This is a genomic window from Arthrobacter flavus (assembly GCF_039526005.1).
Classification (GTDB): Bacteria; Actinomycetota; Actinomycetes; order Actinomycetales; family Micrococcaceae; genus Arthrobacter_D; species Arthrobacter_D flavus.
The window spans coordinates 1-13542 of the sequence record NZ_BAAAIJ010000051.1 but is presented as its reverse complement, the minus strand read 5'-3'; the positions used below and the strand labels follow the sequence as shown (position 1 = coordinate 13542).

Here is a 13542-nt window from a genome sequence, read left to right as displayed (position 1 = left end):
ACGGACGCTCACCCGCAGTCCTCTTCTGTCCCGTGAGCCCAGGTTCCAGAGTCGCGCACGATTGTGCGCTGCACGGTCCCATGTTCAGAAGCGCCGACAGCCATCTTCGGGGTAGCACGGTAATGGGAATGGTGCTACGAGGATGAGTAGGCGCCTACCGACTCTATCGGTTGGCGCCCGGGCAACACATCGACCGTTGTCCTCAATTCTAGGTGAATTCTTGAGCGATCTCAGCAACCGTAAAAAAGGGAAACACGCTCGGAACATACGCCGCAGGAACCGGCCGGCGGGTCACGAAGGCCGCCCTAACCTCGTACGCATCAGACTGGTGCCGCTCTGGCAACTTCAACGCAGCAGCCACCTCCGGGGCATGTGGTGCCAAATCGTCAAGCTTCCGTTGCAGCTGCGCCTCGTATGATCTCTTCTTTCCATCCAGAAAGAAGGTGTCCAAATGTCGACGAACTTCTGGTGTCGCATGAACACTGACCGGGTCCTTCGCTTCAAGGAGCCAAATCGTCCGATCACCTGGCCGACCAGCGACGACATCGATTTCTGTCGCAAGGGAACGAAGGTTTAACCGCTCGGCCTTCGTCTCTTTAATGTTACTTTCGACGCTCCACCCGTGCTGAATCAAAAGCATTGCGAGGTCAGTCTCGAGCGCCGAATTTTTAGCGTCTCGGTAACGAGACAACGCCGTGTCAAGGGCCCTTGGCGGGGGTGGTTGGCTCCAGGGTAATTGGCCTTGATCGAGATACTGATTATAGACGCCTAATGAGGCGAGCAAATAATGGGGTGCAACCACGTATTCTCCTGAACTTAGGACAGGAAGTGGTTGGATCAGCAGCCTGCTTTTCCTTGTCCTGGCATGCCACGGCCGCCATTCTTCGTTCTCAAACGAGCCCTGAAGGCTAGTGAGCACGGTCAAAGCCGCGGAAATACGGGCTGGACCGTCGGTTTCGATACCCAGCGTCGACAACTCAACAACCATGTCGACGATCTGTTGTCTAGAAGCTCGGGCTACATCTACGTTCTTATCGTCCAACTCCCAATGGGCAAGAGCGAAAAGGACCGAGTAGATGTCCTGGGATGAAGCGCCAAAAGCGATCAACATCTGCTGTTCCAGAACCGCGTGCAGGGCCGCGTCAGGTTCTGTTTCTGGCCAGCTATCTTCGGAAAGGCGTTGCCGTGCTAGCGCGTCGCTGTAAGAGCGAACATCCATGTCGTATGTGTGGCGAACGACAGATTGAGCGGACGTGCCCGGAGCATAGGCCTCAACAGTTATCTCGAAAGAGTCGCTAATCTTGATGGCTGATGGCGCCAGCTGATTATGCACATTTTCGCTGCGCATAGTGGCTTCCAGATACGCATTGGCGGCAGCGAGTATCTCACCCCAAGCTACATCACCCGGCACCGAAGACCCGGTCGGATTGAACCGCAAAGCTGCCTCAACCGCTATCTCATTACAGCGTCGTATCGTGACACTCTCAGCCAGAGTTTTGGTTGTTAGTTCGAGCGGATCCCAGTCCAAATCCAAAGATCGGGCAGATTCGTTGATGTCCCTGAACCGGCGATTGTAATGATCTACCGATCGACTTAGCTGCTCCATTCCGAACAGCACGAGTCGGTCGGCAGCGTATGCGCTGAGTCGAGCTTCGAGCAGTTGCAGAGCAACCACCGCGAGAACGTCACGATCCAAAGCCTTTGCTTCGTCACCGCTATATAGACCGGGCTTCACTCTCTGCTGATGTACGCCTTCGGCGATCAGTCGATCCACAGCGGAAAGATAAGCGTGATCGACGCTTACGGGCGCCCGCAAATTATTCCTAGTCGTCGGAGTATTCGCGACATGCAAGGTCATGGTCGGCTTTGCCGCGCGCCACTGCTCTGCCACACGAGTTGCTTCATCCTCGGGGACTTGGCACGCGATGAGCAGGTCTTGGATGGCTGCTGCCATCTCGCTTTTTATTCTGTTGGGATCGTTGTTTCCAAGGTCAATAAGCCTTTCGAACGAAATCTCTACTGTGGAATGGGCGATCGTGGTTTGGTCGTGCTTTTCAATACTGACCCCAGACGGCCAGATGAACCGATCTCCTGGCTTCTCGCTGTCAGCGATTTGGAGAATCACTATATGGCCATCAAGGTTGGTGTTGGCATGGGCGGCGAGCCACGCATCATCGACTCCGCGTATGCCAAAAGTCAGCGAGCCGGCAACGTCGCTGAGGATCTGCCGGTGGTCCCGGGTGTCCCAAGCCTCATCCGCCGAGGAGATGGCGACAGGAACGGCTCCCAGATGAAGCGACCAGCCTTTGGCAGAAGGGCGTTCGTGCTTTGAACCGCTAACTGGCTTCTTGAAGAAAGAGCTGCCGGGCGGGGACTTCGCTGCCGTCCAAGAATGGACCTCTGTCGGGCCCCCCGCCCGAACGCGATCAAGACCAACAGTTTCCCTCAAGGCTGGAAGACCTAAGGTAGCCAAGGATTCTTCAGTTGGTGTCCACGTGGCAGCTCTGAGCCACTCCTCCTCCCCCGAATGGGGTGCTAGTGACATGAACGACGGCGCCTTGCCCCCAGAGAAGAAGCTCTTTCCGTTAGCTCGCCACCACTCCCAATAGTTGATCGTCTCGAAACCAAACATCTCAGGGAGGTCCGCACGGATCAGGTCCCGGCAGAAGTTAAGCAAATCGCCCTCATGATCAGCGGAGGTTGAGATCCATCTCAAATCGTCCAACGCCATCGAGGCTATTCCGGGAACCTGCGGAGTCATGATGTGATGCGATGTGGCGACTACAAGTAGCGGAATCAAAACTACAGAGCCGGGCACACGCGCCCTTCCGAGAGGTAGGGCTATCTCTACGTCGTCGTCACCGGACATTGAATCTTTCGCCGCTTTCAATGCCGCAGGAATATCTGGAAAATTCAATCGATGCACATCGATTTCTGACATAACCTGCACTAGCAGAGCTAGATTCTCTCCAACAGGAAGTATCCACTGGACAACGTTGGCAGGCGTCACCACTGGTAATCCGTTTGAGTCTGGGGATCCCTCTAAAAGGTCTGTGAAGCGCCATAACTGTTGACGCACATCGGCCGCTACGGACTGCGCGAACTTGCGCCGTATAGATGGCTCGTTCGCAACCATTTCCACTAACTCACCCACTGCAAGACCGAGAGCTTCGGGCAGGAAGGCTAACGGTAGCCACCGGGGATCCTCGCCCCCGCTGGGCCTGTAGCGAACGTACCGCCCGAAGCAGCTTTGGGGATTGGCGAGCTCATACTCGAGATCAGATGCGTCGCAAGTTAACCAATCTAGAGCCCGGCGTAGTTCCTCGCTGGACACTAGAGCATCGGGAGTTCCCAGTTTGACGAGGACCGAAGCGGCTTCAATCTCGGCCGTTGAAAGCCTCGGTATATTGTCTTCATTATCGACAACTCCGTCCCACGCAGGGGCGAAGCGCTGGATCGCGATGTCTGCGTAGCCCAGCACCACCTGAAGAAGATGTGAAACACCAAAACCCATTCTCGTGACAAGTTCATCATCTACGACCGAGGCTAGAAGATGAGCTCGGTCCACATCCGCAACTGGGCGCTCAACACAACCAGGGAATAGCCGAACAGTTGAGTCCCCCAAACGAACTCGAACGTTCATCCGTGGATCCGCCGGAAGAAAATCTTCATTCTGCGAAATTGCTGGGTATTCCGACTGAGCAGCAGTGATCAGTTCGTTTATCGAGGCTGGATTGACGTCACGCGAGCCGCCGAGTGGCATCTTCGAAATCTCATGGACGAGACTTGAAATAGAGATCCAGCGCCGGCGGAGAAAGGGGCTGGCACCTCCAGCCACTACTAAGGCCCACAGCTGGTTCGAATCATAGGCGCTTAAGGTTGCGGACAAGCTCACCTTCGGGTACTTCTTTTGTCTCTTCGGCTTTTTCGCTTTATTCCGACCCATACCTTTTATTAGATCGCAAACCGCAGTGTTTCATGAGCTTTTTCATGATCGACATGCCGGATTCCATCCGCGAGACCAAATCGGGGATTTCGAGCGATAAGTTCCGCGTATGTCCACGGAGCATAGATGGAGACATACCGCCGGGATAAAGGTCGCGCAGGGGCAATTCCGGGCACGACGGAGGCTTGGCGGAGCTTCCCGCGGACGGTTCGGAGTTTCAAAGTCGATCCTGCTTTTGAGGATTAGCAGGTCCCGCCTCCTCTATACCTCACCGTATGACGCACACCTGGCTACCTAACTGTTTTGAAACCTTGGGGAAAGCACCAGCGAGACGGACGGTACAACTAAGACATCCCTGGCATGCAACGTCCGTCTGACCCTACTAGCCACCGGATCTAGTCCTCGGGACCGCTTTCGAAGGAAGTGCAAACTTCCAGCTGAGGGCTTCTTATAGGCGACACCGGCTTACCTGTTTCAATTGCGGCCGTAGGCAACGGCATCTTTAAGAAGTCCGGTAATCCTTCGGAACGGAAGCGGTCGGTGGATGCGACTCGCAGGTCTCTCTGCGAGTCAAAACCCTCCGGAACGAAGTCGAGAAATTTTTCCAGATCCTTAATAGAGACCGCTCCGGTCAGATCAAGGATGACAGAGACGGCCATGTTGGTTCCTTCCATGTGGATTATGATCTGGCTCTCATGTCGCACTAGTGCGACAGACAACAGTGACTCACTATAGTGCCATTGGGTGTGCCTATCCGACCTTCAGAAACTTCGCCAACCAGGCTGCAAGCGTGGCAAAACCGGCGTGAGCAGGTTGGGGCGCGCATCCGAGAGCTACGCATCGCACGAGATCTCACTCAAGAGGCGCTCGGCCTGGAGGCGGGGCTGCACCGGAGCATGGTGGTCAGCGTCGAATGGGGACGTCGGACCTTGGCTTACGAGCGTCTTTGGGATGTCGCTGAAGTCCTCGGGGTGGACGTTCTTGATCTATTCACCAAGCCGTCTAACCTTCCGACGGTTGCGCCGCACCGTCGCGGTCGTTCAAAAAGCAACACGAGGACAAGGCTTTCCTCTGAACCCGATCCGAAGTGAGTGGCACGTTTTTACCCAAATGAACGCTCACCGTCGACCCCCGGGACTGCAGACAGAATGGCAAATGCAAATTCCTGCATCCGCCGCCCGTTCGATTACCAGCTCAGCAGTTTAGCTAAGCAGCTATTCTGATGTCATGGGCATCGAAGACGGTATAGCACAGGACCATGGGCACACCGCGCTCCCCGCTGTCCACGAGATGATTCAACGCCTCAACAGCCACCTGGGAATGCTGCTGGTTGCTACCCTAGCTGGCTCGAAGGACGCCAAGCTCCCCCATAAGTGGGCCCTGCCAAATGGAACCGTCCCAGAACCTGCTATACGGAAGCGCCTCGAGCTTGCGCACCACACCTGGGTCATATTGATGGATGCCGAGACCCCCGACCTTGCCCGGGCGTGGTTCATCGGGGGCAACCCTTTCTTGAAAGGAGACACCCCGCTGACCGCGATCCGGGAGGACCGGCACCAGGAGGTGGCCGTTGCCCTAGAGGCCTTCCTCGAAGACCGACAGGACGTTTGAGCAAGTTGAAAGACATGATAATCGCGGCGAAAGGCCTTCAGCCCCGATCTTATACGTGCGATCGGGCTATGTTCGATTCATATTCGGGAGCCCGATGGGGGTGAATGAAACGGGCGGAAAAATAGAAGCATCCGACTTCGTCAAAGTATTCAATCGATACGGCGTGAGTCTGACCGATATTGCTGAGGTAGTTCACGAGGACTTGACAGTGGTGTCGGGGTGGGAGGCAGGCGGTACAAGGCCCGGAACCAAGGTACAGACCAAGCTTATCGGACTGCGCGACATTATTATGGTGCTGTCTGATTCGCTCTCGGCGCCTGGAGTCGGGCAGTGGCTGCACGCCAGTAACCGGATATTGGATGACGAGCGGCCACTGGATGCCCTGAGTCAAGGACGGGATCAAACGGTAATGGAAGCGGCGAACGCCTTCGTTGATGGGTCCTACGTTTAGCGGTTTCGACATCGGGGCGAGCTGCCTAGACCCGTCCGGAACAAGAAGGCAAGACCACCGAGCCAGCTGCACGCTGGACTCCCTTGCATTCATCGTGTGGGATAAACGTGTATTGGTAGGCTTCGCCTCCCGTTCCCCTGAGACGGTTGCTGTACCGAGCGCTTGGTACAGCAACAGGAGGGGCTCCGAATGGGCGACTGAGGCGGCAGGCCAATCGCAGCGCAAATTGGCGGTGGTTTGGAAGTCTTATGCACCGTTCGGTGATTACTTGTGAGCCGCTTAGCAATTGCTCGCTGTCGCGCCAAGCGAATGGTCGCCATCATGAAGGTGTTCTATGAAATACCTGGCCTGAGCATCAGAGCAATCGGAAGCTCATGAGACGTCGGTAGCGCCCAACTGCTCCGCAACGTAAGCGGCAAAAACGGGGTCATCATGGATGCGTGCCACAACATCATCAGCGATCTTGCTCACATCTAGCCTTCCGGCGTACTGGGGGCTCTCTTCTGATGCCTGAGAATCGACCCGAGTGGTATAGGCGCTCTTGCCATCGTCGCCGTAAGCGGTGAGGACGTGGTCGAAGACGAGTTGAACCTTCGAGGTGAAGATGTCGAGAGTGTAAGGCAGCTCGGGCAATCCTAGGTCCAGCACCCGGCGGATTGTGCTGTCCACGTCATTCATCACGTCAACTTTCCGACGCCAGTCCTGAACGAGCTTGGCGTGAAGATGTTCCAGGAGCCTTTTCGCGCTGTCCTTCACTGTGTCGCGCTCGACGTCGGTCAGCACGGGATCGGGCTGGGTCAGCAGATCAAAGATCGCGAGTTCCTCCTCTGTCATGCCCTCTTGAGCAGACCGTCTCTCCTCTTCGGTAAGGGTCTGCGACAAGTCGATTAGGCGTCTGAGGTACTCGTCGATGTTCACGCTTCCGGCGTTGTACTCCGAGATCAACCGTTCGATGCGCTCGACGAGTTCGTACCGAGTTGGGTTTCGGGTCGCTGCTCCGATGGCCTGCTCACGGAGTAGTTGGGCCAGCCGGTCCGTCTCGGCTCGCTTGCGACCTGCGAACTTGGCTGCCAATCCCTCGAAGTCAATCAAGGAGAGGTCGATCAAGGGGTCGGGATTGGTCCCCTCTGCAGCCGCCCTGATGACGTACTCCTCCGCACCTACCGATCGGTCGAGCAAGGCGTCGACCGCATCGGCGACCACTCGTAGGTCGGCTCTGGGCGATCGCGTGACATCTGCGATGCGTTCGGCAAGGACACGGATCGCGACTACGTTGCGCTGTTGGGCGGCTGCTTTGGGATCCGGGAGGAGTGCCTTGAAGAGCTTGCGTACTTGACGGGCCTTCTGCTGGAAGTCAGTCCTGGTGTCTTCGTCCACCAGCAGTGCCTCGACTGCGGCGTCGCGCTTTGCGATGTGATCGAACCCTTCCGCGTCACGCATCACGGCAAGATCGAACCCGACGTCGGAGCAGAACTGGAACAGCTCGGCCACTGCGGCCTCCAGCTCGCCCGAGAGCGCGTCAATGATCTCGATGGGCGGCTGTCCGGTCTCTGCGGCTCCGTAGATAGCGAGAGCCTTCTCAAGATTCCTGAAGACGCCGACGTAGTCGACGATCAGACCGTTGTCCTTCTCTGGGAAGACGCGGTTGGCGCGAGCGACGGTCTGCATCAGAGTGTGGTTCTTCATGGGTCGGTCGAGATAGACGGTTGAGACGCTGGGCGCGTCGAAGCCGGTCATCCACATCGCGCAGACGAACACCAAGCGCAGCGGATCCGTTGAGTCCTTGAACTTCTCGGCAAGATCCTCACGATTCATTCGCTCGCGGTGTGGCCGGATGTCGAGTCCGAGGTCATCGAGCATCTTGAGTTCGTTCTGGCTCTGCGACACCACCACCGCCATGTCAGTGGTTTCCATCAGTTCGATCCGCGATGCGAGCCAGGGACGCTCCAACTCAGGGAGCGCATCATGCTTAGCCCGTAACTCGTACAGATGTTCAACCCAGGCTTCCTTAACAAAGTTGTACATCCGCACTCCCGCGGCTTTGTCGAGCCCGACGTACATCGCCTTGCCGGTGAAGCCGCGGCCCACGAAGTGAGTCACGAGATCCTTGGCGATGGTCCTCAGACGCTCAGGACGCGTCAGGAGCGTGTACTGCGTACCAAAGGCGCGAGCCAACTGGCCCTCAGCGTCCTCGTCGAGCTCGGCTTCTTCGAGAAGCGCGTCAAGTTCGTCTGAGAAGTTTTCGTTGACAAGCTGGAGTTCGGGGATGCGGTTCTCGTAGTAGAGCGGGACAGTCGCACCGTCCTGCATGGCATCGCGGAAATTGTAGATACTGACGTACTCACCGAACTGCTCGCGGGTCGCCTGCTCCTCGCCAGCGATCAACGGGGTGCCGGTGAAGCCCATCATCGAGGCATTCGGCAACGCCCTGCGCATGTTGAGGGCCAACGTGTCGTACTGGCTTCGGTGCGCCTCATCGGTAATGACGATGACATCCCCCCGGCTTGAGAGGACGGGCATCTGCTGCTCCCCCAGACCCTTGGACGGCTGAAACTTTTGAATCAGGGTGAACACGTACCGATGATCTGCAGCCAGCAGTTGGCGCAGGTGCGCGACGGACTCTGCATGCACCCGAGCCTCCGGCGAGATCGCCCCGGCGTCGGCAAACTCTCCATGAAGCTGGGTGTCGAGTTCGGTGCGGTCTGTAACCATAACGAACGTCCACTTGCCTGGCACCTGGCGAAGCACTTTCTGAGTAAACCACAACATCGACAGCGACTTGCCCGAACCTTGGGTGTGCCAGAAGACACCGAGGCGTTTATCCTGCTCCACGCGCGCATGGTGAAGGTTCTCAATCGCTGCATTTACTCCGAGGTACTGGTGCGAACGCGCCAAGACCTTGATCAGTCCACCCGGGCGCTCCATGTAGGCGACAAAGTTCGCGAGGAGGTCAAGCAGCACTACTGGGTCACAGGTGCCGCGCAGGGCTGTCTCCAAGGCGATCACGCCACGGGCCCCGAGGGCGTCTATGACCATCCAATCGCTGAAAAACTCCCACGGCGAGTACGTCGAACCAACTTTGGCGACACTGCCGTTGGACAACAGTACGAAACAGTTCGGAACGAAGAGTTGTGGGATGGTGTCGCGATAGTCGGTCAGGTTGTCGTCGTACGCGGACTTCACCGGCTCGTTGGGTTCCTTGAACTCCATCAGAACCAGGGGTATGCCATTGACAAATAAAGCGACGTCGAGGCGCCGACTGTGCAGGTTGCCCTTCACCCACATCTGTTGCACGGCCAACAGGTCATTGTCGTGAGGATTCGCAAGATCCAGGTACGAAAGGGTTTCGGCTCGCTTGTTACCGTTATCTTCGGTCCACTCCGCACGGAAACCATTACGCAGCAAGTCATGGAACTCGCGGTTGGCGCGAACGCGATCCATGATCGAGCGATCCTTGGTGAGCACGTCGATGGCCTCGCTGATGGACGCGTCGGGCACGTCTTCGGAGTTGAACTTGCGCATCGCGAACCGAAGTCGGTGCGAGAGTACGACGTCTCGTTGGGAATCACGTCCAAGGGTGCCCTGAACTCCAAAGATCTCGTGAAAAGCATCCACGGGAGTCCAGCCGAGATGGGCCAGCAACTCGATGCTCGGCTTCTCGACGTAGAGGTACTCAGGCCCTGTGGGGGTCATCACGCTGCCTGTTCCGCGAGCAATGCATGAAGATCGAGCGTTGACACGTCGATCTCCCCCGTTACCAGCTTTGGCAACAGGACGTCACGCAGGGTCATCAGCGATCGGTTCTCAAGCATGAGCCGCTCGGCCATCCCTAACTGGTCCCGAGCCATCCCCGTGAACGCCTCGGCAAGAGAGCCCGGAGGCACAACAACGGGCCACTGACCGATGACCTTCCAGTCCGCGCGTGGCATCTTGGTTCCGTTGGACGTACCTGTTGCATTAGCAACGAATTCCTTGCTCGACACCACCGCGACCACTTGGCCCCAATACGCCTCACTTGGACGAATGATGATGGCATCCGTCGAACAAATGCCGTCTATTGGAGCAATGCTGACCTTATGGAAATAGGGACGAATCTTGCCGAATAAGATGTCACCCCTCGCAAAAACACCCTTTCGGCTGCCTTGGTCAGACGCTGATCCCCAGTCATCGAGAGTAACTCGTTGCCGTGGAATATGTTCCAGGCCAACGGCAGGAGTATCAGGGTCGATAGTGGAGGGGGCGACAGTCGCCCTAACTATCGACAAAAGATCATCAATCACGCCAACTGCCCACCCCTCCGGAATTGGACCGAGGGCAGAATCAACCATGCGCACGTGGCCGTGACCGGGGTAGCGATATTTTACGAACCACTCGCAGTAGACGGCCCGCACCATCTCCTCCAGAACCTCGACTCGGCGCCGATTATTGGCGATCAGGTCGTCGATAGAGTCGAGAACGCCCCCTATCTCCTCCTGAGCGGGCCGCGTCAAGAGAGGGACTTCAAGGGCCCTGAGTTCGGGTTGCCGTATGCCGCTAACGGTAGTTCCGCTGGAACGGCGCTTCAGAGCGGCCTGCGCTTGCGGCGACCGCAAGTAGTGAAACATGAAACTCGGATCGACCTTATCTGGGTCAGGGCGGAGAAGAATGACGCGCTGGGCTAGGGCGATCCGAGATTCGGTCCCGACTCGCGCCACTTCCCCGAGCGGCGCCTCAGTGGTGATGAGAATGTCGCCACTAGCGGGCAAACCTCGTCTCATCCAGGCGTCGTAATTGTCTTCCGCAATGTACTCCCGCGGCTCGTCCAGAATGATGCCACCTTTGATCACCTTCGCGGTGATCAAGGGAACTCCTGAGATCGTTTTGGAAGGCGTCTTGCCCCGGTAGTCGATCAGCGTGTTGATCAAATCGCCGATCGTGGATCCTCCAATCATGCGTCTAGTATCCCTTGAACGGCGGCATCCACCTTCGAGCGAAGCGCCTCAGCCTGATCGTTCAACATCGTGAACTCCTCGTACAGCGCTTCGAGATCTCCCATGAAGTCAACGTCGCTCTCGTCAACCGCTGCGGTACCTGTATACCGTCCGGGGTTGAGGCTCCAGCTCTGGGCTTCGATCTCGGCGCGCGTCGCGACCTTGCACAGACCGCTGACGTCGGCGTACTTCCCGTCGGGAAAGTTCTCCTTGAGTAGTGTGTTGCTGCCTCCAACGGTCTCGACTTCCTCGCCGCGGTAGAGCCGCACGATGTTGGCCAGGAACTCGATCTGGCCGGGCTTGAAGTCGCGGTGGGCACGGTCGATCTGGTTGTAGATGTGCCGGGCGTCGAGGAACAGCACGGTGTCCTCGCGCGGCGTACCGATCTTGGCCTTGTCGAGGAACCAAAGCGTCACCGGCAGTGTAACGGTGTAGAAGAAGTTGGAGCTGATCGCGACCATGACGTCGACGGCGCCAGACTCGATCAGCTGCTTCCGGATCTCCTTCTCAGAGTGGCCCGCATCGCCGGCCGAGTTCGCCATGACGAAGCCGGCACGGCCTTTTGGTGTTAGCGCCGCGTAGAATTGCTGGATCCACAAGAAGTTACCGTTGTCGGCCTTCGGTAGACCGAACGGGAATCGCTTGTTGCCGGCAAGCTGTTCTTTCTTGATCTTGTCGACGTTGAACGGCGGGTTGGCCATCACATAGTCGAAGGCGCCAACCGCGCCATGCGGGTCCTCGTAGTAGCTGTTGGCTTGGCGGATGTCGCCCGAGAGCCCATGGAGCGCGAGGTTCATCTTGGCTAACGGAACTGTGTCCTCGGTCTTTTCCGCTCCGAAGACCGAGAGTTTGCGGCTCGCTGGCTCGTGGTGCCGCTGTACGAATTTCGCGCATTGGACGAACATGCCACCCGAACCGCATGCCGGGTCGAAGACCCGACCTTGGAACGGTTCCAAGATCTCGACAATGAGGCGGACGATGGAGTAGGGCGTGAAGTACTCTCCACCACCTTTGCCTTCTTGCGCTGCGAAGTTGGAGAGGAAGTCCTCGTAGATGAAGCCGAAAGCGTCACCTTCGAGCTGTGTGGGCAGCGGCGCAAATAGCCGCAGCAGCTCGATGAGGGTCGAGCGTTCCAGCTTCTGGTAACCGCGAGGCAGGATGTCCTTGAGCTCGGGGTTGTGCTCCTCAATGGCCTTGATCGCTTCGTCAATGGCCTTGCCGACGTCATCTCCTTCGGGCAGGTCAACAAGACTCGACAGCCGTGCCTTATCGGGGACATAGAGCACGGACTTTGCCTTATAGTCCGCGATCGACGCGGGGTTTCGAGCGCTGGCGTTCGCCTCGACCTCGCCACGGACAGCCTCAAATCGGTTCTCGGCATAGGCGAGGAATACCAGCCCGAGCACCGGGTCGCGGTACTGGCCCGGCGTTAGTTTCGAGTTAGCTCGCAATTCATCGGCAGCAGCCCAAAGCGTGGCCCGTACCCGGGCGAGATCGGAAGTTTTCACTATTAGAGAATATCGGCAAAGAACCGACCCCGAGGGCACGTTGACGATCGGTCACATATACCTGGAAATTCTTGGCAGCTTCTGCGCGGACGCGACGGATAGATCGGGAGCTGTCTTGAATCGTTTATTCGTCCGACGATGCACCTCAGACACCAATTGCGGCTTTCAGCCGTCGTAGGCTTCCTCCAGCAGTGCCTGTACAGCTGCCTTCGTCTCGATGAAACGGCCTTCCCGAATCGCTTTGACCGGTGTCGAGTAGTACAGACGCGGGTTGATGGTTACTGCCCATGCTTGCGCGACGCTCGTGCGCCGCGCTGCCTGTATTTCCCCGAGCACGCTGTGTGCAAATCGCAACCTCAATTGAGCAGGTTCCGTGGGAGCAGATTTACCCGCTTCCCACTCACAGACCTGCTGAGGATCGGTGATGCCCGCGATACCAGCAACGATTCGCGGCGTCAGAACTTCGCTAAGCTCGCGGACTATGACCGCGATTTTTACAGCTTCTGAGTGACTTTCATCCTCTGAGCTATTTGAGCGTGGTCGCATGTGACTCCCTTCGCGGCGACGTCCCTCATTCTATGCTTCAGGGTCCTGCCGTATACGCTGCGGATCCAATAGATGGTTTGTCACTTCGTCGAACTACGCTGGGGAAATGACAGCCGACCCATCGCCTATCGCAATCTATGGTGACTGGCATGGGCACCTGGGATGGGCGCTCGGCAGCCTCGATTCAGCGGCTAAAGCCGGCGTGCGAACCCTCATCCATGTCGGAGATCTTGGCTTAGACTTTCCGGGCCGGAACCGCGGAAGGTTTGAGAAAAGGCTCAACCAGACCCTGGTTGATCTCGGGCAAACCCTTGTCGTCTCCGTAGGAAACCATGACAACCACGACTCTGTTGCAAAGCTGAAGGTAGAGGACGATGGCCTGGCGACCTTTCGCTCTAACATCAGAATCCTCCCCCGTGGGGGCCGGACTGGTTGGGTCCCCGTGTAGAAGTCCAGTGTTTGTGTGAGTTTCGTGTCCGAGAATGGACACAGGAGGAAATTCACGAATCA

At 57.4% G+C, this 13542-nt stretch carries 10 protein-coding genes; 4 read left to right on the top strand and 6 right to left on the bottom strand.

Going from position 1 to position 13542, the window contains the following annotated elements:
- Positions 1-208: 208 nt before the first annotated feature.
- Together ABD059_RS12780 and ABD059_RS12775 are read right to left on the bottom strand one after the other, a co-directional pair.
- Complete coding sequence (locus ABD059_RS12780; protein WP_343880643.1) at positions 209-3946, bottom strand: hypothetical protein; 3738 nt, start codon at positions 3944-3946, stop codon at positions 209-211.
- Positions 3947-4341: 395 nt separating this feature from the next.
- Positions 4342-4605, bottom strand: coding sequence for a hypothetical protein (locus ABD059_RS12775; protein WP_343880641.1), 264 nt, complete (start codon positions 4603-4605; stop codon positions 4342-4344).
- 75 nt (positions 4606-4680) lie between these two features.
- Between ABD059_RS12775 and ABD059_RS17770 the strand changes: the two genes are divergently transcribed.
- The 3 genes from ABD059_RS17770 to ABD059_RS12765 all read left to right on the top strand — a co-directional run bounded on the left by ABD059_RS17770 (position 4681) and on the right by ABD059_RS12765 (position 6008).
- A complete protein-coding gene (locus ABD059_RS17770) occupies positions 4681-5037 on the top strand; it encodes a helix-turn-helix domain-containing protein (protein ID WP_377959665.1) in 357 nt (118 codons plus the stop codon).
- Positions 5038-5173: 136 nt separating this feature from the next.
- The gene (locus ABD059_RS12770) at positions 5174-5557 is read left to right on the top strand and encodes a hypothetical protein (RefSeq protein ID WP_343880639.1); all 384 of its coding nucleotides are present in this window, start codon (positions 5174-5176) and stop codon (positions 5555-5557) included.
- 94 nt (positions 5558-5651) lie between these two features.
- The gene (locus ABD059_RS12765) at positions 5652-6008 is read left to right on the top strand and encodes a hypothetical protein (RefSeq protein WP_343880637.1); all 357 of its coding nucleotides are present in this window, start codon (positions 5652-5654) and stop codon (positions 6006-6008) included.
- A gap of 372 nt (positions 6009-6380) precedes the next feature.
- Here the strand turns inward: ABD059_RS12765 and ABD059_RS12760 are convergent, their stop codons facing one another.
- The 4 genes from ABD059_RS12760 to ABD059_RS12745 all read right to left on the bottom strand — a co-directional run bounded on the left by ABD059_RS12760 (position 6381) and on the right by ABD059_RS12745 (position 13032).
- A complete protein-coding gene (locus ABD059_RS12760; protein ID WP_343880635.1) occupies positions 6381-9701 on the bottom strand; it encodes a type I restriction endonuclease subunit R in 3321 nt (1106 codons plus the stop codon).
- Complete coding sequence (locus tag ABD059_RS12755; RefSeq protein WP_343880633.1) at positions 9701-10939, bottom strand: restriction endonuclease subunit S; 1239 nt, start codon at positions 10937-10939, stop codon at positions 9701-9703. The genes ABD059_RS12760 and ABD059_RS12755 overlap by 1 nt, the downstream gene beginning before the upstream one ends.
- Positions 10936-12486, bottom strand: a complete 1551-nt coding sequence (locus ABD059_RS12750; protein WP_343880631.1) for a type I restriction-modification system subunit M — start codon at positions 12484-12486, stop codon at positions 10936-10938. The genes ABD059_RS12755 and ABD059_RS12750 overlap by 4 nt, the downstream gene beginning before the upstream one ends.
- A gap of 165 nt (positions 12487-12651) precedes the next feature.
- Positions 12652-13032: a hypothetical protein gene (locus ABD059_RS12745; protein WP_343880629.1), complete on the bottom strand. Its 381-nt coding sequence runs from the start codon at positions 13030-13032 to the stop codon at positions 12652-12654.
- Positions 13033-13138: 106 nt separating this feature from the next.
- Here ABD059_RS12745 and ABD059_RS17765 point away from each other — a divergent pair, with 106 nt between their 5' ends.
- The gene (locus ABD059_RS17765) at positions 13139-13480 is read left to right on the top strand and encodes a metallophosphoesterase (protein ID WP_377959664.1); all 342 of its coding nucleotides are present in this window, start codon (positions 13139-13141) and stop codon (positions 13478-13480) included.
- Positions 13481-13542: the final 62 nt, after the last annotated feature.